At 60.3% G+C, this 21,493-nt stretch carries 20 protein-coding genes and 1 pseudogene; 9 read left to right on the forward strand and 12 right to left on the reverse strand.

Translation table 11 applies throughout. The features are described from left to right. Positions 1-95 precede the first annotated feature (95 nt). Positions 96-1,718, forward strand: coding sequence for an MFS transporter (locus BM300_RS02815; protein WP_092145559.1), 1,623 nt, complete (start codon positions 96-98; stop codon positions 1,716-1,718). Between the two features lie 41 nt (positions 1,719-1,759). On the opposite strand, the gene BM300_RS02820 is transcribed toward BM300_RS02815, so the two are convergent. The 4 genes from BM300_RS02820 to BM300_RS02835 all read right to left on the reverse strand — a co-directional run bounded on the left by BM300_RS02820 (position 1,760) and on the right by BM300_RS02835 (position 6,334). Continuing rightward, positions 1,760-4,237, reverse strand: a complete 2,478-nt coding sequence (locus tag BM300_RS02820; protein WP_092461964.1) for a TonB-dependent siderophore receptor — start codon at positions 4,235-4,237, stop codon at positions 1,760-1,762. Positions 4,238-4,334: 97 nt separating this feature from the next. Next, positions 4,335-5,294, reverse strand: coding sequence for a FecR domain-containing protein (locus tag BM300_RS02825; RefSeq protein WP_092461966.1), 960 nt, complete (start codon positions 5,292-5,294; stop codon positions 4,335-4,337). After that, on the reverse strand, positions 5,291-5,812 hold the full coding sequence (locus BM300_RS02830) for a sigma-70 family RNA polymerase sigma factor (protein WP_092145553.1): 522 nt from the start codon (positions 5,810-5,812) through the stop codon (positions 5,291-5,293). Before BM300_RS02830 ends, BM300_RS02825 begins: the two co-directional genes overlap by 4 nt. A gap of 114 nt (positions 5,813-5,926) precedes the next feature. Then, positions 5,927-6,334, reverse strand: coding sequence for a response regulator (locus BM300_RS02835; protein WP_063322031.1), 408 nt, complete (start codon positions 6,332-6,334; stop codon positions 5,927-5,929). Between the two features lie 242 nt (positions 6,335-6,576). On the opposite strand from BM300_RS02835, the gene BM300_RS02840 reads away from it, so the two are divergent. Together BM300_RS02840 and BM300_RS02845 are read left to right on the forward strand one after the other, a co-directional pair. Beyond that, positions 6,577-8,523, forward strand: a complete 1,947-nt coding sequence (locus BM300_RS02840; RefSeq protein ID WP_092223955.1) for a DNA topoisomerase III — start codon at positions 6,577-6,579, stop codon at positions 8,521-8,523. Positions 8,524-9,195: 672 nt separating this feature from the next. After that, positions 9,196-9,525 carry a hypothetical protein gene (locus tag BM300_RS02845; protein WP_063322033.1) on the forward strand — a complete coding sequence of 110 codons (330 nt, stop codon included), beginning with the start codon at positions 9,196-9,198 and terminating at the stop codon, positions 9,523-9,525. 62 nt (positions 9,526-9,587) lie between these two features. On the opposite strand, the gene glsB is transcribed toward BM300_RS02845, so the two are convergent. Further along, positions 9,588-10,496 (reverse strand): glutaminase B, encoded by a 909-nt coding sequence (glsB, locus tag BM300_RS02850; RefSeq protein ID WP_063322034.1) that lies wholly within the window; start codon positions 10,494-10,496, stop codon positions 9,588-9,590. Positions 10,497-10,784: 288 nt separating this feature from the next. On the opposite strand from glsB, the gene BM300_RS02855 reads away from it, so the two are divergent. After that, positions 10,785-10,979, forward strand: a complete 195-nt coding sequence (locus BM300_RS02855; protein ID WP_092145547.1) for a hypothetical protein — start codon at positions 10,785-10,787, stop codon at positions 10,977-10,979. A 9-nt stretch (positions 10,980-10,988) separates the two neighbouring features. On the opposite strand, the gene BM300_RS02860 is transcribed toward BM300_RS02855, so the two are convergent. Beyond that, positions 10,989-12,008 carry a hypothetical protein gene (locus BM300_RS02860; RefSeq protein WP_092461968.1) on the reverse strand — a complete coding sequence of 340 codons (1,020 nt, stop codon included), beginning with the start codon at positions 12,006-12,008 and terminating at the stop codon, positions 10,989-10,991. 471 nt (positions 12,009-12,479) lie between these two features. On the opposite strand from BM300_RS02860, the gene BM300_RS02865 reads away from it, so the two are divergent. After that, the gene (locus BM300_RS02865) at positions 12,480-13,325 is read left to right on the forward strand and encodes a DUF6216 family protein (protein ID WP_092461970.1); all 846 of its coding nucleotides are present in this window, start codon (positions 12,480-12,482) and stop codon (positions 13,323-13,325) included. A 50-nt stretch (positions 13,326-13,375) separates the two neighbouring features. Here the strand turns inward: BM300_RS02865 and BM300_RS02870 are convergent. The 5 genes and pseudogenes from BM300_RS02870 to BM300_RS02890 all read right to left on the reverse strand — a co-directional run. After that, a pseudogene (locus BM300_RS02870) lies at positions 13,376-13,677 on the reverse strand (ferritin-like domain-containing protein); the annotation flags it as partial. A gap of 43 nt (positions 13,678-13,720) precedes the next feature. Continuing rightward, positions 13,721-14,650 carry a ZIP family metal transporter gene (locus BM300_RS02875; protein WP_063322037.1) on the reverse strand — a complete coding sequence of 310 codons (930 nt, stop codon included), beginning with the start codon at positions 14,648-14,650 and terminating at the stop codon, positions 13,721-13,723. Positions 14,651-14,961: 311 nt separating this feature from the next. Then, the gene (locus BM300_RS02880; protein WP_092412655.1) at positions 14,962-15,339 is read right to left on the reverse strand and encodes a con-10 family general stress protein; all 378 of its coding nucleotides are present in this window, start codon (positions 15,337-15,339) and stop codon (positions 14,962-14,964) included. Between the two features lie 405 nt (positions 15,340-15,744). Continuing rightward, a complete protein-coding gene (locus BM300_RS02885; protein ID WP_092412657.1) occupies positions 15,745-15,993 on the reverse strand; it encodes a metallothionein in 249 nt (82 codons plus the stop codon). A 35-nt stretch (positions 15,994-16,028) separates the two neighbouring features. Next, positions 16,029-16,301 carry a hypothetical protein gene (locus tag BM300_RS02890; RefSeq protein WP_092412659.1) on the reverse strand — a complete coding sequence of 91 codons (273 nt, stop codon included), beginning with the start codon at positions 16,299-16,301 and terminating at the stop codon, positions 16,029-16,031. A 183-nt stretch (positions 16,302-16,484) separates the two neighbouring features. On the opposite strand from BM300_RS02890, the gene BM300_RS02895 reads away from it, so the two are divergent. Beyond that, a complete protein-coding gene (locus BM300_RS02895) occupies positions 16,485-17,324 on the forward strand; it encodes an NAD-dependent protein deacetylase (protein ID WP_092412661.1) in 840 nt (279 codons plus the stop codon). A 19-nt stretch (positions 17,325-17,343) separates the two neighbouring features. On the opposite strand, the gene BM300_RS02900 is transcribed toward BM300_RS02895, so the two are convergent. After that, positions 17,344-18,249 carry a LysR family transcriptional regulator gene (locus tag BM300_RS02900; protein WP_092145526.1) on the reverse strand — a complete coding sequence of 302 codons (906 nt, stop codon included), beginning with the start codon at positions 18,247-18,249 and terminating at the stop codon, positions 17,344-17,346. 168 nt (positions 18,250-18,417) lie between these two features. Here BM300_RS02900 and BM300_RS02905 point away from each other — a divergent pair, with 168 nt between their 5' ends. Genes BM300_RS02905 through BM300_RS02915 form a run of 3 tightly spaced genes read left to right on the forward strand, consistent with a single transcriptional unit; the run spans position 18,418 to position 21,010 of the window. Beyond that, the gene (locus BM300_RS02905; RefSeq protein ID WP_063322042.1) at positions 18,418-19,116 is read left to right on the forward strand and encodes a CoA transferase subunit A; all 699 of its coding nucleotides are present in this window, start codon (positions 18,418-18,420) and stop codon (positions 19,114-19,116) included. A gap of 35 nt (positions 19,117-19,151) precedes the next feature. Beyond that, positions 19,152-19,817, forward strand: coding sequence for a CoA transferase subunit B (locus BM300_RS02910; protein ID WP_092461972.1), 666 nt, complete (start codon positions 19,152-19,154; stop codon positions 19,815-19,817). Positions 19,818-19,828: 11 nt separating this feature from the next. Then, positions 19,829-21,010: an acetyl-CoA C-acetyltransferase gene (locus BM300_RS02915; RefSeq protein WP_092145523.1), complete on the forward strand. Its 1,182-nt coding sequence runs from the start codon at positions 19,829-19,831 to the stop codon at positions 21,008-21,010. Positions 21,011-21,493: the final 483 nt, after the last annotated feature.

Raw genomic sequence — 21,493 nt, forward strand, 5'->3', positions numbered from 1 at the left:
TGAGGAGTCGATTCAAGGAAAGTGTGTCAAATCAGGAGACGCCACCCCGGCGTCGCAGTGGAACAACAAAAACAATCACTGTGAGGGATACCGCTATGTCCGAGCATGTTCAGCCCCTGGAAGCCACGCGCAGCGTCGGCACCAGCCAGGAAACCCAGAAAGTCATCTTCGCCTCGTCCCTGGGGACGGTGTTCGAGTGGTACGACTTTTTCCTCTACGGCGCCCTGGCGGCGGTGATCAGCAAGCAGTTCTTCGCCGGGGTCAACGACACCACAGCGTTCATCTTCGCCCTGATGGCCTTCGCCGCCGGTTTCATCGTGCGGCCGTTCGGGGCATTGGTGTTCGGTCGGTTGGGGGACATGATCGGGCGCAAGTACACATTCCTGGCGACCATCATCCTCATGGGCGTGGCGACGTTCTGCGTCGGCCTGCTGCCCAACTACGCCAGCATCGGCATTGCCGCGCCGATCATCCTGGTGGTGCTGCGCATGCTCCAGGGCCTGGCCCTGGGCGGTGAGTACGGCGGCGCGGCGACCTACGTTGCCGAGCACGCGCCAATGGGCAAGCGCGGTTTTCATACCAGCTGGATTCAGTCCACGGCCACCCTCGGGCTGTTGTTGTCGCTGCTGGTGGTGCTGGGCTGCCGCTATTTCACTGGCGACCAGTTCGAGGTCTGGGGCTGGCGCATTCCGTTCCTGCTGTCGATCCTGCTGCTGGGCATTTCCACCTGGATCCGCCTGAGCCTGCACGAATCACCGGCCTTCTTGAAAATGAAAGAAGAAGGCAAGAGCTGCAAGGCGCCGATTCGCGAATCCTTCGGCAAGTGGGAAAACCTGAAGGTGGTGTTGATCGCCCTGTTCAGCATCAACGCCGGGCAAGCGGTGACCTTCTACGCCGCGCAGTTCTACGTGCTGTTTTTCCTCACCCAGTTCCTGAAGATGGACCCGGCCCTGGCCAACAGCCTGCTGATTGTCAGCGTGGTGATCGGCGCACCGTTCTTCATCTTCTTTGGCTGGCTGTCGGACAAGGTCGGGCGCAAACCGGTGCTGATGATCGGCCTGCTGCTGGCGACGGCGCTGTACTTCCCGATCTTCAAGACTCTGGCCCATTACGCCAACCCGGCCATCGACCAGGCAAGCCGCCAGGCACCGATCACCGTGATCGCCGACCCGGCCACCTGCACCTTCCAGTTCGACCCGGTGGGCAAGGCGCGTTTCGACAGCCCGTGCGACAAAGTCAAGACCTTCCTGGTCAAGCAAGGCCTGCCCTACAGCAGCGTCGCCGCCCCAGCCGGCAGCACGGTGCAGGTCAGCGTCGGTGACGTGAAACTCGAAGGTTACGACGAAGCCGCCCTGCGCGGCGCGGTGACCCTGGCAGGCTATCCGCAACAGGCCGACGCCCAGCAGATCAACCGGCCGATGATCGTCGCCTTGATCGTGGCGCTGATCATCATCTCGGCGATGTGCTACGGACCGCTGGCAGCGTTGATGGTCGAACTGTTCCCGACCCGCATTCGCTACACCTCCATGTCCCTGCCCTATCACATCGGCAACGGCTGGTTCGGCGGTTTCCTGCCCACCGTATCGTTCGCCCTGGTGGTCTACACCGGGGATATCTTCTACGGGTTGTGGTACCCGGTGGTGATCACCGGGGTGAGCCTGGTGGTGGGCATGATCTGCCTGCGGGAAACCCGGAGCGTGGACCTGGACAAGAACTGAGGAGAAACCGTGGCGAGGGCGCTTGCGCCCTCGCCACCGGATCAGAAGCGCGCTTTCATGGACAGGGTGAAGTTGCGCGGCTCGCCATAATAGTTACCAAAGCCCTCGGTCCCGATGGTGGCGTAGTAGCGCTTGTCGAACAGGTTGTTGCCATTGAGCGCCAACGACCAGGTGTCATCGATGCGGTAGCCGAGGCGACCGTTCCACACCGCATAACCGGCCTGGGTGATCTTCTCGCCCGTCGCTGGCGACACCCGGAAGTTGTCGCTTTGTGCGTTGACGCCTGCGCCGACGCTGAACCGTTCCAATGCCCCGCCGAGGGCATAATCGCCCCACAGCCGCAGCACATGGCGCGGCACATAGCTGTTGAACGAACCACCGTTGAGGCTGGTGTCAATGTCTTCGAGGGTCTTGGTCTGGGTGTAGGTGTAGCCGGCCAGCAGTTGCAGGCGCTCGATGACTTCACCGCTGATCTCGGCTTCGAAGCCTTGGGCGCGCACCTTGCCGGCGTTCTCATAGCAGAAACCGTCCGAGGACGAACAGCTTGAGATGTAGTCGGTCTGGGCCTGGTCCTTCTGCAGCGTGCGGAACAGGTTGAAGGCGCTGTTCAGGCGGCCCTCGAACCATTCGCCCTTGATCCCCAGTTCGTAGCTTTCACCCACCAGGGGCTTGAGTGCCGAACCGCTTTCGGAGCGGTAGTTGCCTTGGGGCGTGAAAATGTCCGAGTAACTGGCGTAGGCCGTCAGGTGTTCGTTGAGGTCCAGCAACACGGCGGCAAACGGAGTGACCTGGCCCGTCTCCGTGCTCTTGGCGTGTTCCGAACCGCCGGTGAGGAACACCGAGTCGGTCTTGGAGCTGTACCAGCTTACCCGGCTGCCCACCACGAACGTCAAGGGATCCGCCAGCTTCAGGCGCAGGGTCGAATACATCCCTTGCTGCTCGGTAACGGTCTTGACCGGACCACCGCGCGTCGAGTTTTCGATGAAATAACTATCGTCCGGTTCGGGAATATGACGGTCCGGATCGAACACATTCTGTTTCTCTGGCAGCAGTGCCACCGAGAAAAAGTCATCTTTGTCCGAGCGACTGGCGTTGAAGCCGATGACCCATTCGTGCTGCTGCCCAAAGGCATCGAACTTGCCGTCCAGATACGCATCGAGGCCGTAATCGACCTGGTCGTAATCGTACATGCTGCCCAGCATGTTGGTGGTCGAGATGCCTGGCGTCACCGAGCCCGATGCAAACGCGTATTTGATGTCCTGGGTGTTTTTCGTATAGACACCGGCCACCTTCACGGCCCAGTCGTCGTTGAGCTGATGCTTGAGATCGCCGAACACCGTAGTCCGCTGGCTACGCCAGGTATTCCACGACGGATCCAGGCAAGTGGAGCGGCTGAGCTTCAGATCGCTGCCATCCCTGTAGCGAGGCAGCCCGCCCCAGCAGGGGCTTGCATCGACGTCTTCATAGGCAACGCCCAGGCCGAGCGTCGTATCGGGGCTCAGGTCGAAGTCGAGCGCGCCGTAATAGATCTGGTCCTTGCGACGGGCATCGTCATAAAAATAATGCCGGCTCTGCTCGGCGATCACCGCCCTGCCCCGCACAGTACCGGAATCATTCAGTGGGCCACCGGTGTCGATCTGCCCACGGTAGTTGTCCCAAGTACCGCCCGAGAGGCTGAGTTCGGTCTGGGCCGTGGCCAGGCCGCGTTTGCGGACGAAATTGACGCCGCCGGAGGTGCCGCCCGAGCCCTTCATCATCCCGGCCGCACCGCGCAGGACTTCGACACGGTCGTAATACGCCATGTCACTGCTGAAACTATCGGCCTGGACATAGCTGCTGCCCATGTCCAGCGGAACGCCGTCATATTGATACTGGCCGGACATCCGGAACCCACGGGAATAGAAATATTTCCCGCCCATGGTCGAGTCGTAGACGGTAATGCCGGGCGTCTTTTCCATCACTTGATCGATGGTGTTCAGGTTTTGGTCATCGAGCATCTTGCGGGTGATCACCGTCACCGATTGTGGCGTTTCGCGCAGCGAGTGCTCGCCTTTGCCAATGGTGACCGCCCCTGTCGTGTAGGAGCCACTGTTCTCGGTGGTCGCGCCGAGCCTCTGTCCGTCGATGGTGGTGACGCCCAGTTCCATGGCCGAACCGTTGCCGGGCACGGGGCGCAGCACATACGTACCGTTGGCCTGGAAGTCGGCTTGCAGGCCGCTGCCACCCAGAATGCGCGCAAATCCGTCAACCACGCCAAACGAACCGCTCAGGCCAGGCGATCGCAGGCCCTGGAGTTGCCGGGCATCGAACGAAATGGCGACCCCGGCAGCGCTGGAAAAACGGGTCAGGACATCCACCAGGCTGCCGGCTCCGATATCGTAGACCTGCACCCAACGCTGCTGCGCCGAAGCCTCTGGAACCGGGCTGGCATTCACGGCCCCGGCGCTGCCCGTAGCGGCTGCCAGCAGGCCGATTTTTACTGCAAACACCAGACGACCTGGCGCGCTCACCCAAGACATGCTTCCCCTCCCCAAAACGGTCGTTAAAAACTCACTGAGGAAGAGCCGAACGATGCGGATGAAAAGTGCAGAACAATTTTTTTATCGCGCCGTAGCGTCAGCGTCGGTCGCCACTCGATACCTGGACCCAGAAACGGCTGTATCGGGTCACTCGCAACGAAAAACCACTCTCCAGTGCCGCCAGGGCGAGGTCCGTGTCATCGACGGGAAACACACCCGACACCTTCAAGTCGCCAATGGCCGGATCACAACGCAGCACGCCGTTGCGATAACGCGAAAGTTCCTCCAGCAGCGCCGCCAGGGGACGGTCAATGGCAATGATGCTTCCCTTCTGCCAGGCACCCACCGACACATCGTTGCCACGCAGCGTACCCAGTGACCGATCATTGAAGTCCAGGCGTTGGCCGGCTTCGACCCGCCGCCTTGATCCGATCGCCGGCAGACTGACCTCGACCGCTTTCTCCAGCACCGCCACCTCGCCGCCTTGCGCCTGGCCACGGACGATAAAACGCGTCCCCAACGCCAGTACTTCGACAGGCCCCGTGGCCACCTTGAAAGGACGCCGCAAGGGATCAACCGCCGTCGTCACGAGAATCTCCCCCCGCAACAGCTCCAGTCGTCGCTGGTTTGCATCGAAACGAACATTGACCGACGTGTCGGTGTTGAGCAGTAGCGTGCTGCCGTCCGCCAGTTGAAACTCACGGCGCTCGCCCACCGTGGTGCGGTAATCGCAAAACAGATTCTGAGTCGCCTGGCTGCGCCAGCCCAACCACCCCAGGCCACTGGCGGACGTCAGCAGTAACACGCTGCGCAATACCTGGCGACGGGATCGGTTGTGGGTATCACTCAAGGTCGGCGCCGCCAGTGCACCCGGCACACTCGCCATCTGTTCGGCCACCGCCGTCATTCTTTGCCAGGCCTGGCCATGCAACGGATCGGCGCTCAGCCAGGCATTCCACCCGGCCCGATCCGCGTCGGTCGTGATGCCCGAATGCAGCTTGGCGTACCACTGCGCGGCGGCACGAATGGCCCTCAACTCTTCGGGCGGCAGGTTCATGACAGCTGCAATTGAATTTGCATCAGGCAGCAATGTTCCATGGCCTTGGCCATGTGGTTATTGACCGTGCGGACACTGACGCCCAAGCGCTCGGCAATTTGCGGATATGTCAGGCCATCGAACTGCGACAGGATGAACGCCTGCCTGATACGCGGCCCCAACCCCAGCAGCAAGCGGTCGATTTCCATCAAGGCCTGGAGCAGGATGGCTTGGTCTTCCAGCGATGGGTGCTGCTCTTGCGGCATGGCGGCCAATGCTTCGAGATAGGACTGTTCCAGTGAACGGCGGCGAAACAGATCGATCAACAGCCCTTTGGCGATCATCGACAGGTACGGTCGCGGTTCACGAATGTCCAACGCGGAGCGAGCCTTGAGGACGCGCACGAAGGTGTCCTGGGTGAGGTCCGCTGCATCGAAGGCGTTGCCCAGGCGCTTGCGCAACCAGCCCTGGAGCCAACTGTGATGATCGCTGTACAGAACGTCGACGGCACTGCGTAAGGACAGATCGTTGGCGGACATGGCAATGGAATAATTCGCGACTGATAATGACTCGCATTGTCATGGGAGCCATCGCCGCTTGCAACCCAAACATGAGTGCGACGGGTCGATCACAACCCGTCGTTCTGGGATCGATCAGTGCAGAGAGTGGCTTTTCACCGTACTTTCCACCAGATCCAGCATCTGTCCCAACGCCCAAGGCTTGGCGATGAAGGACGCGTGGTGCTTGATCCCGGCGCTTTCCGGCGTCTCGAAACCGGACATGATCAGCAGCGGTATCTGCGGCCAGCGGTCTCCGGTCAGGTTGGCCAGGTCCGCGCCATCAATCTTGCCGGGCATGGTGATATCGGTGAGCAGCAGATCGACGTAATCCGCGCTCTCCTCCAGAAATGTCAGCGCTGCGTCGGCGCTTTCCCGAGGCTCCACGACAAACCCTTCCTCCTCGAGGATTTCACAGAGGAACTCCAGGATGGTCGGATCATCTTCCACAACGAGAATCAAACGTGTAGTCGCCTGGCCGTTGCCATTTGGCATCGAATTCATGAAAGTGACTCTCCTTGACCTCATAAACCTGCTTTGCGGGTTTCAACCGCCTTGAAGTTATGAGCCATCCCCCTGCGAGAAATTCATTCTGCGTGCCAACAGGCCGCCGAATGTCATGCCAGACACCCCCTGGCAACGCAGCGCAACGTTTTTATCTGTATATCCATACAGATAAAACTTGCCCTTGCGCGCATCCATGACCATGCTAAAGCCCCATGAAACCTGCTCAGGAAAAGGGCGCTATGCAGTTGTACCTGTGTGAAAAACCGTCCCAGGCCAAGGACATCGCCGCCGTGCTCGGTGCCACGCGCCGTGGCGACGGTTGCTGGCTGGGCCCTGGCATCACGGTCACCTGGTGCATCGGCCACCTGCTGGAAACCGCCCCGCCCGACGCCTACGATGCGCGCTACAAGCGCTGGGTACTGACCGACCTGCCCATTGTGCCGGCGCAATGGAAAATGACCGTCAAGCCGAAAACCGCCAGCCAGTACAAGGCGGTCAAGCGCCTGCTGGGGGAAGCGAAGGAATTGGTGATCGCCACCGACGCCGACCGCGAAGGCGAAATGATCGCCCGGGAGCTGGTGGAACATTGCCGTTATCGCGGACCGATCCGGCGGTTATGGCTGTCGGCCCTGGACGAAGCGTCGATCCGCAAGGCCCTGGCCGCCCTCAAGCCGGGAGTCGAAACCTTCAACCTGTATCACTCGGCGCTGGGCCGTTCCCGGGCCGACTGGCTGATAGGCATGAACATGAGTCGCCTGTTCACCCTGCTGGGGCGTCAGTCCGGCTACCAGGGCGTGCTGCCGGTGGGCCGCGTGCAAACACCGACGCTACGCCTGGTGGTGGATCGCGACCGCAGCATCGCCGACTTCGTACCGGTCGCCTATTGGGCCATCGACGTGCAGCTCAGTCACGAAGGCATGGCCTTCACCGCCCAGTGGCGGGCCGACCCGGATGCCTGCGACGATCAGGAACGCTGCCTGAACCAGGCCCTGGCCCGAGACGCGGCCCAGGCCATGCGCAACGCCGCCACTGCCCGGACACTGAAGGTGCGTACCGAGCGCCTGCGCGAAGCGGCGCCGTTGCCCTTCGACCTGGGCACCCTGCAAGAAGTCTGCTCGAAGAAGCTCGGCCTCGGCGCCCAGGAAACCCTGGACATTGCCCAGTCGCTCTACGAGACCTACAAGCTCATCACCTACCCTCGCAGCGATTGCGGTTTCCTGCCCTTGAGCCAGCACAGCGAAGCACCGGCCATCCTGGCCGCCCTCGCCCAGGTCGACCCCAGCCTCGCGCCGCTGCGCGAGCACCTGCAGCCGCAGCGTAAATCCCGAGCCTGGAACGACGCCAAGGTCAGTGCCCACCACGGCATTATTCCCACCGCCGCCGCCAAGAACCTCGACAAACTCGCCGGCAAGCAGCGTGCGGTCTATACGCTGATTCGCGCACGCTACCTAGCGCAGTTCCTGCCCAACCACGAATACGACCGGACCCAGGCCGACTTCGACTGTGCCGGCCAGGCGCTGCGCGCCGTGGGCAAGCAGATCGTCGAACCCGGCTGGAAACGCGCCCTGCCCGAAGCACTGGCGCCGGCAAAGGGCCGTGAAGCGCCGGCACCGCAAACCTTGCCGGCACTGGCCGAAGGTCGCGATTGCACGGTGGACGAGGTGAAACCCAAGGACCTGTGGACCCAGCCGCCCAAGCCCTTCACTGAAGGCGACCTGATCAAGGCGATGAAGAACGTCGCCAAACTGGTGGAGGACCCGCTGCTCAAGCAGAAGCTCAAGGACACCACCGGCATCGGCACCGAAGCGACCCGAGCCTCGATCATCCAGGGGCTGCTCGACCGCGGTTACCTGGTGAAGAACGGCAAGGCCCTGTCGGCCACCCCGGCGGCCTTCAGCCTGATCGACGCCGTGCCCCGGGCCATCGCCGACCCGGGCACCACGGCCATCTGGGAGCAGGCCCTGGACATGGTGCAAAGCGGCGAAATGAGCCTGGAAGAATTCGTGACCCGTCAAGCCGCCTGGATGAGCAAGCACGTCGCCCGCTGCCAGGGCATGAGCCTGACCATCAGCGGCCCGGCCAGCCCCGCCGGGCGTGGCGCAACCCCGTGGAAGAACAAGCGCAAGCCGGCCAAGCGCAAGGCAGCCGGTGCACCGCGCAAGGCGAGCAAGGCCAAGGCCACCTGAGCCTATGATGCCAAACACAGACCCTGTGGCGAGGGAGCTTGCTCCCGCTGGGGCGCGAAGCGGCCCTAAACCTGGCGGCACGGTGGATCAGGGTAATCGAGGGGATTTGACAGAGGGCCGCTACGCAGCCCAGCGGGAGCAAGCTCCCTCGCCACAGGGCTCGGCTCAAGCCCAATTGCTCATACCCAAACCATTTTGTCCGACAATATGTAGTGACCAAAAATAATCACTACAAAACCGTTGACGCCTCCGATTTGCCCTTGCATGATGCAGACGTCTCCCCGATCGGGAGTACAGGCAACTGTTTGAGCAAGCTCGTCTGACCGCCGAGCTGTTTTTTGGATAAGGGACTGCCCACAAGGCAGATTGAAGGTGCTGACCTGGCCTGACCGTCCGGTAACAAGGACGAGAAACGTCGGTGAAGATCCTCATGACGCACGTGGTTCAACCCTCGAAAGTTGACACTGACTGAAGATTCTTCGCTGTTTCTCTTCGTTGTAGCGCATTTGCGTAGCAGCCCTTCGATAACACTACACAACCGATGCACGACCCCGTCGAAGTTCGACGGAAGCATGCTGACGGCCTGGTTTCGGTAGCAGGCAGGTACTTACCGAGTAGCGAAGTTTTTGCGAACCACCAGACAGATCAACCAAATGGTCAAGGGGCTTACACATGAATCTGAATAATCAACCATCTATTGATGAACTGGCTCGCATATTCGCAGCACACAAAGACACGCTCGACAGCCATATCCTGTGGATCAGCAAGACTGGCCAGGTGCATATGGACTGCCTGTCGCCCTACACCCGCGAAGACGAGTTCGAAAAGAACACGCATGAGCTGGGTGCCCGGCTGAAGATGTACCGCCGTGGCCAGGGCTATGTTGGCAAGAAGGCTGCGGCCGACAAAGACTTCATCGGTCGCGTGTTGCAAACGCTGACCCAGGCCTGGCAGTCGATGCAGAACACTTCCGAGGTCCGGGTCATCGACCGCCTCTGCTGATATCCCCTGACAAGAAGGCCCGCTCCTGAATCAGGAGCGGGCCTTTTTTGTGCGGCAGGAAACTAGAACACCGACCAGCCAATCCGCTGACTCATCAATTCCAGCGCCGCCATGCCGGCCAGGGAGTTGCCGGCGGCGTTGAGTTCAGGCGACCAGACGCATACGGTGAACCGCCCCGGCACCACGGCGACAATCCCGCCACCGACCCCGCTCTTGCCTGGCAGGCCGACGCGATAAGCGAAATTGCCGGCCTCATCGTACAAGCCGCTGGTGGCCATGATGGAGTTGACCTGCTGGGTCTGCCGGGCGCTGAGGATCTGTTCGCCACTGTGCTTGCAGAATCCGTCGTTGGCCAGGAAGCAGAACGCCCGCGCCAGGTCGATGCAGCTCATCCGCAGGGCGCAGTGGCTGAAATAACTGCGCAGCACCGCTTCCACATCGTTATGGAAATTGCCGAAGGATTGCATCAGATAGGCCATCGCCGCGTTACGGGCACGGTGCTGGTATTCCGACTCGGCCACCTTGCCGTCCACCATCACTTGCGGGTTGCCTGATAAACGCCGCACGAAATCGCGCATCGACAACGCCGGGGCGGCGAAACGCGACTGGTTGATATCGCAGATCACCAACGCGCCGGCGTTGATGAACGGGTTGCGTGGTCGACCACGTTCGAATTCCAGCTGCACCAGGGAATTGAACGGTTGGCCGGACGGCTCATGGCCCAGGCGCTCCCAGATCGCTTCGCCGGAATGCCCGATGGCCTGCACCAGGCTGAACACCTTGGAAATACTCTGCACCGAAAACGCTGTTTCGGCGTCGCCGGCGCAGTACAACTCGCCGTCGTTGCCATACACGGCAATACCCAACTGGTTAGGCGCCACAGTGCCCAGGGCCGGAATGTAATCGGCCACCTTGCCCTGACCGATCAGGGGGCGAACCGCATCGAGGATCTCGTTCAACAGTGCTTGCATATGCGCGGGGTCCAGTCATTCCCCGTTCGAGTGCGGGGATACAGACGCTAGACGCTGGTGGGCGGCGTCAGAGCACACTGAATTGCCCGCAAAATCCCGTGGCGAGGGAGCTTGCTCCCGCTGGGGCACGAAGCGCCCCCTGACCCAGCCACTGCATTCCCTTGATGGGGCTGTTTCACAGCCCAGCGGGAGCAAGCTCCCTCGCCACAAGATGCTGGGTTTTCACCAGCGCTTATCGCGAAATCAAGCGGTCTATAGTTGAGGGGATCAAACGATAGGAGGAACGCCATGCGTCAGATCGTGCAAAAAGAACCCTGGTGGGCCTCGCCGCCCAGGCCCGGGCAGGATGAAAGCGAGCTGGAATGGGGCTGGCTGGTGATCTACAGCGAAGGCGAGCCGCGCTTCGAATTCGTAAAAGAGCGTCCCACGGACGAACAGATCCGCCAGCGCAAGGGGTGTCGCGTCACCCTTGGGTCAGAATGAGCCAGCCCGTCACGGCTTGATGTCCGGCAATGCCACCGCTCGATTGGCCAGGTCCGCCTCCACCAGGTTGCCTCCCACTTCCTCGTCCAGGTAATACACCGGCGCCATTACCCCGCTGAGGGGATGCTTGAGCGACTTGAACCACGCCTCATCGAACGCAGCACTCAGGCTTTTGCGGATCTGCTCCTCCATTTCCGGTCGCTCGCCCTCGTGGATGATCGCGCGAATACCCGCCACGCCCACCGAGATCAACGCCCCGGCCGCCTTCCCGGCTACTGCCGCCGCCGCGCCGGTCGCCCCGCGCGTGGCAAATTGCGCCTCGATTTTTTCGCTGGTGCGTTGCGCCACCGTGGCGATCACCGCCTCAGAGGGTCCGGCACCTGTGGTTGCAGCCTTGTTGACGTGATCGATCAGCGCCGCATAGGCCGGCAGCGTGTTCAGCGGTTCGGTATGCACCACTTCGTACAACGACGCGTTACGCGCAGGCGGCGGCCCCAGGTTGATGGCAGGAATGCCGTGCAGACGCCGGTTCATCAGTTCGTTCGGGATTTGATGCCGCAGGGCGATGACCTGGACCTGCTGATTGAGCTGGCGTATGTAGTAGTCCGTCGCGGCAGCCCTGATCGCCTCGGGATCAATTTCCACCGCTACCGGCTCCAACACCTGCTCACGATATTGTTCTTGCAGGTAAACCGCCAGGCGCTTGGCCGGAGAATCCTCCTCAGCCTTGGCACTGGCGGCATACCAGCTGACCTTCACCGCCAGCCATTCCTGGGTCCAATAACTGCTGAACCAGGGGATAAACTCAGCCTCGGTGCGCTCATAGACCAACACACGCCAATGTTCCATCGACCCGCGGGCGTAGCGTCCGGTCTGCTCGATAGCGCTTTTCGATGCTGCGATGATCTGCTGGTCCACCTGTTGCCAAGTGGCCTGGTCAATCGTCACCGTAGCAGCCTGTTGACCGCGCTGTGACGTGGCGCACCCGGCCAGAACGAGCATAACGGCCAGCATCAGCGAATGCAGCACAGTTGCGCCACCCCGGATTCATGTCATCCACGGGGTTGAGTATAGGTCGCGACGCACAGTAAAACCTGTGGAAACAAAACCTGTGGGAAAGCTTGCTCGCGATAGGTGTGTCAGCAGTATTGATATCGACGGATACGCCGCTATCGCGAGCAAGCTGTGCTCCCACAGGTTCCATCCAAGAAAGTGTTTGATTGCTGTTCAGGATTTATACCGTCGCGCCAACCTGTGCACCGCCGTGGACAACGGATAGCACATAGCAAAATACATCCGGTGCGGCGATCAACGAGCAATACAAACCGGCCACTACACACCACAGCAGCGACATTTGTTGTACTGACACGAATAATATTATTCATCATTTTATTATTGACCCGTGCGCACCACCGACAACAAAATCGGGACTGAGCGATACCAACATGACATCCTCACGTAACTCACTTACGCAGTGAAATACTCACAAAGGGATCTTCCGTGAATCAACCCACACTGATTGAAAATGCAGCCCACTGGACCTTCGAAAACTTTACAGCCGTCACCAGTATCTTTAGCGTCATTATAATAGGCGGTGTAATTTTTAATATTTACAGCCGAGCCAGATCACTTTCATTTCTCCGTGACTTGATGTGGCGCTTCTTTGGTGGAAAGCCAGAATTCGATAACGAACGTTTTGAAAGGATGCGGAAAAATTTACGCGAAATCGAGCATTACAGATTCGAGTTCAATATTCCAGCCCAAACCTTGGAACAGGCAGAGCTTGCTGAGGAATGGATAAGACGTCATGACTTCTCACCCAGCGACATCGCAAAAATAAAAAATTATATTGACTGGAAAAACTTCAGAGACATCCAGTTCAAGGTCAATCATTTCGCCCAATGGATAGTCAACAGCATTATTTCTTTATTTATTATCCTTATAGTGATTTTCGTCATCAGTGCTTCACTTTCCCCCACCAAGTATTTGATGGTTTCTTTAAGAAACCAGCCTGAAACACCGTCATTTTATTTATCGGAAAACAATGCAAAATTCGAGCTTTTCACAGATGACTATCTGACCACTGACGAATGTCGCTCACAATCCTCATTGAAGAAATTTTCAAACCTCGGCTTCTCTGAAGATCATCTCAACACCATCTGCTCTTTCTTCTTAGAAAGAACCTACACCGCAAGCATCCGCAAGGGACTGTCCGGCCAACGCGCACTTCTGCTAGCAATCGCCGCATGGTCATTTGTCAGCGCTATCGGACTTATTACCGTTCTCGGCAGGATGGCAATTGCTCGAAAATTGGAAAAAATAAAACCCAAGATTCAAGACATCTAACAATGGCGAGGGAACACGCTCCCCTCGCCACAAAAGCCATGATGTTGATCTCAGGAATCCATCGTTGCCGCTTGGTTACCGCCCTGCTCGGCAATTTTCGAGAGTTTCTCGCCGGTGATTTTTTCTTCCTTGAGGGTCGCCAGCAGCAGGCCGACCACTTCATCGTCCAGGTTCAAGTGCTTGGCCATGGCAATCAGGTGCCGTAACTGACAATTTCGTAGTGCTCGACTTTCTGCGCCCCGCCGATCAGTCCCGCATCGAGCACTGCACCTTTTTCGATTTCTTCAATCAGCTCCTTGGACTCTTCCACCAGCCCTTCCATGGTGATGCACTTCATACGCTTGAGTCGGATGTTCCAGCAATCTGCCGCAACGCTGACAGAGGGTATCGGTGATTCAACCCAACGCCGTGTCGAGAAACATCATCACCGCAAACCCCATCATCAAGCCCAGGGTGGCCGGGGTTTCATGGCCGTTGCGGTGGGTTTCGGGAATCACCTCGTGGGACACCACGAAGATCATCGCCCCCGCCGCCAACCCCAGGCTGATGGGGTACGCGACGGCGACGCCCGACGACATGCCCAGGCCGATCACCGCGCCTAGCGGCTCCATCAACCCCGAACCGACCGCGATGAGCGCGGCACGCAAGGCGCTGATACCGGTGACGCGCAGCGCCATGGCAATGGCCAGGCCCTCGGGGATGTCCTGGATGGCGATGGCGGTGGTCAGGGGCAAGCCGACCTTGAAGTCGCCATCGGCAAAACTGACGCCGATGGCCATGCCCTCCGGCAAGTTGTGCAAGGTGATGGCAAGCACGAACAGCCATACGCGATTAATACGCTCGGCCTGGGGCCCACGTCGGCCACTGAGTTCGTGCTCGTGCGGCACGAAACGGTCCAGGCCGATCATCAGGGCGACCCCCAAGCCCAGGCCCACCACGACGACAAACGCGGCAAGCAACTGGTTGCCACAGATGATTTGTGCCGCCTCGATGCCTGGCAGGATCAACGAGAAAGAACTGGCGGCGAGCATCATGCCGGCGGCAAAACCGAGCATGATGTCCTGGGTCCGCGAGGCGATATCGCGCAACACCACAGCCATCAACGCCCCCAGGGCGGTAGCGGCAAAGCCCGAGGTACCGCCCAGCACTGCGTAACCCAGGTTCTGACGGTCGGCGCCGACCAAGGCGTTGTAGCCGCTGTAAAGCAGCAATGCAGTCACCAACGCCAGCCCGAGCCAGAACGTCACCCCCAACAACAGGTTGTCTTGCACGGGGTTCAGCCAGGTGCGCCAAGGGGATCGAATCCGGGAGGTGGGCTGGTCCATCGAAGGTCCTTACGGTCTTGACCAAAACATGGCTGATCGTGCGCCTAAACAGTGGCAACGATCAAACGTAATATCCAGGCAAGGAAGCGCTGCCCTCGCCATTTTTTTATAGTCGGAGGAAGTAACAGGATGATTTATCTTTTATTCAACAAACGAGACCCATGGTGATTGACACAACGATCAACTAATATCTTTTAACGAATAAAGCGAAAAAGCTGTAAACCCGGTTGTAGTTTAAACCCGGCAAACTCCGCTATATAAGCCAATGGGGCCCCATGCCATGGGCACGGGGCTTGCCATATTACCGGGCATTATGAATCACGGCCGCCACCGCGGCTGTTCTCCCCGCCTTTTCTACCCGCTTCGGAGGCTTTCTCCCGGTCGTTGGCAAAGTTGCCGCCCGAGGCCTGGCCACCTTTGCGGCCGGCTTCCGAAGCCCGCTCAGGGTCGTTGGCAAAATTACCGCCAGAGGCTTGCCCGCCTTTGCGGCCAGCTTCTGCGGCACGCCCAGGGTCGTTGGCAAAATTACCACCCGATGCCTGCCCACCCTTGCGCCCAGCCTCGGATGCACGCTCAGGATTATTGGCAAAGTTACCACCTGATGCATGGCCGCCCTTTTTCCCGGCTGCCGATGCCTTCTCACGATCGTTAGCGAAATTGCCAGGATTACTATTTCCTGTGTTAGCCATTTCATTCACCTCGTTTAGTTGATATCAACGAGCCTTACTGACTCGTCTTATTCGGAAAACATGACGCCGCCAAGGTTTTAAGGAAACGTTGTAAACGGCGACGAATGGTCAACATTCAATTTATATTGCCGCCGCCATGCTCTTTATTGCATCAGGCTATTAACCAGGCCGGGACTGAAGCTCGCTCTCACATGGGGCCTATGGGGGGAAACAGTGCGTGTCTTTCCACGCTGTCCGCCAAAGGTCGGGCGGCGCCGGCACCCCATTGCACCGGTCTCGTCACCCTGGCCTCGCGCCGTTCCAGGAAGCCAAAACTCGCGGGCTGCCGGTGTTGTCCTGCACCACCGCACTGACCGGCTTGCGGCGTCCGGATACCCTGTCGCCGATACCCGGATTCAAGAATGCTCAGGGTGAAATCGGATCGCTTGCCGGAAACGTCTCCTCCAGCGCGTCGTCCAGCTGCTTATTGGTGACGTCCCGCTCGCCCACCTTGCCACTGCGTTCGCAATGGCAGTCTGGCGCCGGACACGGTTCACCGTTGGGGTGTTGTTCGGCGCAGGCCTGGCTGCAGTAGGCTTCGCCGTCGTGGTTGTACATCCGTTGCGGATCAACCTCGCATTGGCAATCGGGGCAACCGCACTTTAGTTTGCTCATGCTCTTTCTCCCGAAGTAATAGGTCGAAGGCGCCGTCAGGAAGAGCCCACCATCAACTGGACCTCAAGGTTGGCCGACGCCACACCGTGGTTTGCCACATACACATCGGCGGTCCAGCCCTTGGTCTGGTTGTGATAGGACTGCATGCCCAAGGCCGTGCCGCTGTCCCACTCCAGGATGTCGCCAATATCGATGTCATTGGCCGAACGTAGGGCTAGCACGGTGTGGCCGTGCTCCTGCCCCACGTACACACCCACCATTGCGCGCTGTCTGTTGATGGCCCGTACTTCACCGATGGTCTGCTTCATAAGCCTCCTCTGCGACAGGTTCAGAGCGACCGAAACAACCTGATTGCTCTTTCACACATAAGTGTGGAGGCCCCTCCTGCAAGGAAAGTTTGCCGAACAGCGCCGCTGGGCGACGAAAGGCGTGACGCAGGCCCCGTGCTCGACAGTGCTACCCTCAACGAATCCAGACCCACGGAGCCCCCCATGCCGGACGATTTCCATGGCGAACCGCTCGATCAGTTGCAGGCGTACATGGCCGGGCGTCGTTTCCTGGTGCTCACCGGCGCCGGCATCAGCACGCCTTCGGGGATTCCCGACTACCGCGACAGCGACGGCGTACGACGGGGTCGACAGCCTATGATGTACCAGGAGTTCCTCGCCCAGGCCGAAGCACGACGGCGCTACTGGGCGCGGGCGATGCTGGGCTGGCCACGGGTGAGGCAGGCCAGGCCGAACGTGGCCCATGACGCCTTGGCCCAACTGCAGGCGCAGCAGCGCATCACCGGGTTGATCACCCAGAATGTCGATACGCTGCATGACCAGGCCGGCAGCCAGGACGTCATTGAACTTCACGGCAGCCTGCACCGTGTGTTGTGCCTGGATTGTGGCCAGCGCAGCGAGCGGCAGCAGATCCAGTTGTCGATGGAAGCGCAGAATCCTTACCTGGCCGGTGTCGACGCCGTGCAGGCGCCCGACGGCGATACCCTGCTGGACCCGGCGTTCGAGGCGCGCTTTCAAGTGCCCAATTGCCCCCATTGCGGCGGCGAGCGGTTGAAGCCCGACGTGGTGTTTTTCGGCGAGAACGTCGCCCCCCTCACCGCGACCCGCGCCATGCAAGCCGTCGAGCAAGCCGACGGCCTGCTGGTGGTGGGCTCGTCGCTGATGGCGTATTCGGCGTTTCGCCTGTGCCGGGCCATCAAGGACCAGGGCAAGCCGTTGCTGGTGATCAACCGGGGCAAGACCCGGGCCGATGAGTTGCTGGACCTCAAGCTTGAAGAGCCGTGTGAGCAATTACTGCCATTGCTGGCGCAACACCCGCGCTAACCACACCACTCCCACAGGGTCAGTGTTGGCCTGTGGTCAACGAGCCCAACTCCTGATCCCTGAGCGTATCGAACAACGCCTGCGCCGCCGCCGACAGTTCATGCCCCGGTTTGGTCAGCACCCCGATGGCTCGCTCGATCACCGGATCACTCAAGGTGATGCAGCGGGCACCCAGCTCATGCATCTGCCCGACGCACAGCGCCGGCACGGCACTCACCCCCAGCCCGCTGGCGACCATCCGCCCGACGGTCGCCAACTGGTGGCTCTCGAACTCCACAGGCAGTTTCATGCCCCGGGCCTGCAAATGCTCCTCCAGCATCACCCGTACGGTGGATGGCCGTTGCAGCGTGATGAAGGGCTGTTCCAGCAGGGTTTCCCAGTGGATTTCGTCGCGCTGGGCAAGCGGTGAGTCCAGCGGCACTACCGCGACGAAGCGATCGAGATACAAAGGTGTGAACGCCAATGACGCACCCTGCATCGGCTCGAACGCCACACCCAATTCGACATGACGATCGCGGACCATTTCCAGCACCTGTTCGTTGATCACATCGTTGACCGTGACGTTGACATTCGGAAAGCGGGCGCGGAAGGTCTTGAGGATCGGTGGCAGCAGGTTGCCAGCGAACGAAGGCATTGCCGCCAACGTCACGCGACCACGCTGCAAGGTGAAGCGTTGACGCATTTCGTCTTCGGCATTGTCCCAATCGGCAACCAGCCGTCGGGCCAGTGGCAACAAGGATTCACCTTCGGGCGTCAGCGCCACGTTGCGGGTATTACGGCTGAACAAGCGACCGCCGAGGCCTTCTTCCAAGGCCTTGATGGTCAGGCTAAGGGCCGACTGGGACAGGTGCAGCCGTTCGCAGGCCACGGCAAAGCTCAGGCTCTGGGCCACCGCGAGGAAGGCTCGGATCTGCTTGAGGGTCATGGGGATCGCTTCGCTCCAGGGGCAAGCCGTAAGTTTCGAGCCGCCAGTGGATGGCGGCGACTGTTGAGTTTTATCAATCAATCCAACCTAAAAATCAACTTAACAAATATATGACTTAGCGCAACACTGCACTCCATTGCGACCCCATCAAGAATAAAAGAGGTGTCTATGGCAGGTTTCGACAAACGCGTGAGTTCTTATGAAGAAGCGCTGGAAGGCTTGAAAGACGGCATGACCGTCATCGCCGGCGGCTTTGGCCTGTGCGGTATCCCGGAAAACCTGATCGCCGAGATCAAGCGCAAGGGCATCCGCGACCTCACCGTGGTGTCCAACAACTGCGGCGTCGACGGCTTCGGCCTCGGCGTACTGCTGGAAGACCGGCAAATCCGCAAGGTGGTCGCCTCCTATGTCGGCGAAAACGCCCTCTTCGAGCAGCAACTGCTGAGCGGCGAAATCGAAGTCGTGCTCACCCCCCAAGGCACCCTCGCTGAAAAAATGCGCGCCGGCGGCGCCGGCATCCCGGCCTTCTTCACCGCCACTGGGGTCGGTACGCCGGTGGCCGAAGGCAAGGAAGTGCGTGAATTCCATGGCCGCCAGTACCTGATGGAAGAATCCATCACCGGCGACTTCGCCATCGTCAAGGGCTGGAAGGCCGACCATTTCGGCAATGTCATCTATCGCCACACCGCGCAGAACTTCAATCCGCTGGCCGCCACGGCGGGCAAGATCACGGTGGTGGAAGTCGAAGAAATCGTCGAGCCCGGCGAGCTGGACCCGACGCAGATCCACACCCCTGGCATCTACGTCGACCGGGTCATTTGCGGCACGTTCGAAAAACGCATCGAACAGCGCACCGTGCGCAAGTGATCCCCTGCCCCCGGCCCGAATGAAGGAATAAGAACATGGCACTTTCCCGCGAACAAATGGCTCAACGCGTCGCCCGCGAAATGCAGGACGGCTACTACGTGAACCTGGGCATCGGCATTCCGACCCTGGTCGCCAACTACATTCCCGAAGGCATGGAAGTCATGCTGCAATCGGAAAACGGCCTGCTCGGCATGGGCGCATTCCCCACCGAAGCCGAAGTCGATGCCGATATGATCAACGCCGGCAAGCAGACCGTCACCGCGCGCATCGGCGCCTCGATCTTCTCCTCGGCCGAATCGTTTGCCATGATCCGCGGCGGCCACATCGACCTGACCGTGCTTGGCGCGTTCGAAGTGGACGTCGAAGGTAACATTGCCTCGTGGATGATCCCCGGCAAGCTGGTCAAGGGCATGGGCGGCGCGATGGACCTGGTGGCCGGCGCCGAGAACATCATTGTCACCATGACCCATGCGTCCAAGGACGGCGAGTCGAAACTGCTGTCGCGTTGCAGCCTGCCACTGACCGGCGCCGGGTGCATCAAGCGGGTGCTGACCGACCTGGCCTACCTGGAAATCCAGGATGGCGCCTTCATTTTGAAAGAACGTGCCCCAGGCGTCAGCGTCGAGGAAATCGTCGCCAAGACCGCCGGCAAATTGATCGTGCCGGACCACGTGCCTGAAATGCAGTTCGCTGCCCAGTGAGGAGAGATTCGATGCAAGAAGTCGTGATTGTCGCCGCTACCCGTACCGCCATCGGCAGTTTCCAGGGTTCGCTGGCTTCCATTCCCGCGCCGGAACTCGGTGCAGCGGTGATTCGGCGCCTGCTGGAGCAAACCGGCCTGTCCGGTGAGCAGGTCGATGAAGTGATCCTCGGCCAGGTGCTGACGGCGGGCTCCGGGCAAAACCCGGCTCGCCAGGCGTCGATCCTCGCTGGCCTGCCGCATGCGGTGCCGGCGTTGACCCTGAACAAGGTCTGCGGCTCGGGACTCAAGGCGTTGCACCTGGGCGCCCAGGCGATTCGTTGTGGCGACGCCGAAGTGATCATTGCCGGTGGCATGGAGAACATGAGCCTGGCCCCGTACGTGTTACCGGCCGCCCGCACCGGCCTGCGCATGGGCCACGCGAAAATGATCGACAGCATGATCACCGATGGCCTGTGGGATGCGTTCAACGATTACCACATGGGCATCACCGCCGAGAACCTGGTGGACAAGTACGGCATCAGCCGTGAAGAACAGGATGCCTTTGCCGCCGCGTCCCAGCAGAAAGCCGTCGCCGCCATCGAGGGCGGCCGCTTCGCCGATGAGATCACACCGATCCTGATCCCCCAGCGCAAGGGCGATCCCGTGGCGTTCGCCACCGACGAGCAACCGCGCGCCGGCACCACCGCCGAATCCCTGGGCAAGCTCAAGCCGGCCTTCAAGAAGGACGGCAGCGTCACTGCGGGCAATGCGTCCTCGCTCAATGATGGCGCCGCCGCAGTGATCCTGATGAGCGCCGAAAAAGCCAAGGCCCTGGGCCTGCCGGTGCTGGCGAAAATCAGTGCCTACGCCAATGCCGGCGTCGACCCGGCCATCATGGGCATTGGCCCGGTCTCGGCCACCCGTCGCTGCCTGGACAAGGCCGGCTGGTCGTTGGACCAACTGGACCTGATCGAAGCCAACGAAGCCTTCGCCGCCCAATCGCTGGCGGTAGCCCGGGAACTGAAATGGGACATGGACAAGGTCAACGTCAACGGCGGCGCCATCGCCCTGGGTCACCCCATCGGTGCGTCGGGCTGCCGCGTGCTGGTGTCGCTGCTGCATGAAATGATCAAGCGCGACGCCAAGAAAGGCCTCGCCACCCTGTGCATCGGCGGCGGCCAGGGCGTGGCCCTGGCACTGGAACGGGCCTGACCGGCGAAGCGTTCAACGGTGGTTGCTCGGACCCACGAACATCCGCGCAATCACTGGCAACACCACCGGCGTAACTTCGGTTGCGCCGGTTTTTTTTGCCTGTTGGTTTTGCGCATGACTGGCCGGATCGGACTCTGGTGCCCTTCATGTCGTCAACATCGGTGTACCTGACGGAGCGGTCCATTGTGGCGAGGGGATTTATCCCCGCTGGGCTGTGGAGCGGCCCGAAAGCAGTGAACTCAACCTTCCTGACACACCGAGTTGCTTGGTTTGGGGCCGCTTCGCAGCCCAACGGGGATAAATCCCCTCGCCACAGAGGTAGGTGCTCGCCTAACCAGGACAGATTGCCGAACTGTTTTTAGCAGAAAACTGTTTGTCAGGTCCGCGCACCAAACCGATCACGGCTGTTGGTCAGGTGCAGCCACATCCCGTGGCGAGGGAGCTTGCTCCCGCTGGGGCGCGAAGCGGCCCTGAAGCCTGACG

Source organism: Pseudomonas sp. NFACC46-3 (assembly GCF_900114515.1).
Classification (GTDB): domain Bacteria; phylum Pseudomonadota; class Gammaproteobacteria; order Pseudomonadales; family Pseudomonadaceae; genus Aquipseudomonas; species Aquipseudomonas fluorescens_Q.

Excerpts from the sequence above, each read along its gene's own strand:
- BM300_RS02875 (WP_063322037.1), bottom strand. The coding sequence starts at position 14,650 with ATGGACCAGCCCACCTCCCGGATTCGATCCCCTTGGCGCACCTGGCTG.
- BM300_RS02830 (WP_092145553.1), bottom strand. The coding sequence starts at position 5,812 with ATGTCCGCCAACGATCTGTCCTTACGCAGTGCCGTCGACGTTCTGTAC.
- BM300_RS02820 (WP_092461964.1), bottom strand. The coding sequence starts at position 4,237 with ATGTCTTGGGTGAGCGCGCCAGGTCGTCTGGTGTTTGCAGTAAAAATC.
- BM300_RS02915 (WP_092145523.1), top strand. The coding sequence starts at position 19,829 with ATGCAAGAAGTCGTGATTGTCGCCGCTACCCGTACCGCCATCGGCAGT.
- BM300_RS02825 (WP_092461966.1), bottom strand. The coding sequence starts at position 5,294 with ATGAACCTGCCGCCCGAAGAGTTGAGGGCCATTCGTGCCGCCGCGCAG.
- BM300_RS02905 (WP_063322042.1), top strand. The coding sequence starts at position 18,418 with ATGGCAGGTTTCGACAAACGCGTGAGTTCTTATGAAGAAGCGCTGGAA.
- glsB (WP_063322034.1), bottom strand. The coding sequence starts at position 10,496 with ATGCAAGCACTGTTGAACGAGATCCTCGATGCGGTTCGCCCCCTGATC.
- BM300_RS02840 (WP_092223955.1), top strand. The coding sequence starts at position 6,577 with ATGCAGTTGTACCTGTGTGAAAAACCGTCCCAGGCCAAGGACATCGCC.
- BM300_RS02910 (WP_092461972.1), top strand. The coding sequence starts at position 19,152 with ATGGCACTTTCCCGCGAACAAATGGCTCAACGCGTCGCCCGCGAAATG.
- BM300_RS02885 (WP_092412657.1), bottom strand. The coding sequence starts at position 15,993 with ATGAGCAAACTAAAGTGCGGTTGCCCCGATTGCCAATGCGAGGTTGAT.
- BM300_RS02845 (WP_063322033.1), top strand. The coding sequence starts at position 9,196 with ATGAATCTGAATAATCAACCATCTATTGATGAACTGGCTCGCATATTC.
- BM300_RS02900 (WP_092145526.1), bottom strand. The coding sequence starts at position 18,249 with ATGACCCTCAAGCAGATCCGAGCCTTCCTCGCGGTGGCCCAGAGCCTG.
- BM300_RS02815 (WP_092145559.1), top strand. The coding sequence starts at position 96 with ATGTCCGAGCATGTTCAGCCCCTGGAAGCCACGCGCAGCGTCGGCACC.
- BM300_RS02835 (WP_063322031.1), bottom strand. The coding sequence starts at position 6,334 with ATGAATTCGATGCCAAATGGCAACGGCCAGGCGACTACACGTTTGATT.
- BM300_RS02880 (WP_092412655.1), bottom strand. The coding sequence starts at position 15,339 with ATGGCTAACACAGGAAATAGTAATCCTGGCAATTTCGCTAACGATCGT.
- BM300_RS02895 (WP_092412661.1), top strand. The coding sequence starts at position 16,485 with ATGCCGGACGATTTCCATGGCGAACCGCTCGATCAGTTGCAGGCGTAC.
- BM300_RS02855 (WP_092145547.1), top strand. The coding sequence starts at position 10,785 with ATGCGTCAGATCGTGCAAAAAGAACCCTGGTGGGCCTCGCCGCCCAGG.
- BM300_RS02890 (WP_092412659.1), bottom strand. The coding sequence starts at position 16,301 with ATGAAGCAGACCATCGGTGAAGTACGGGCCATCAACAGACAGCGCGCA.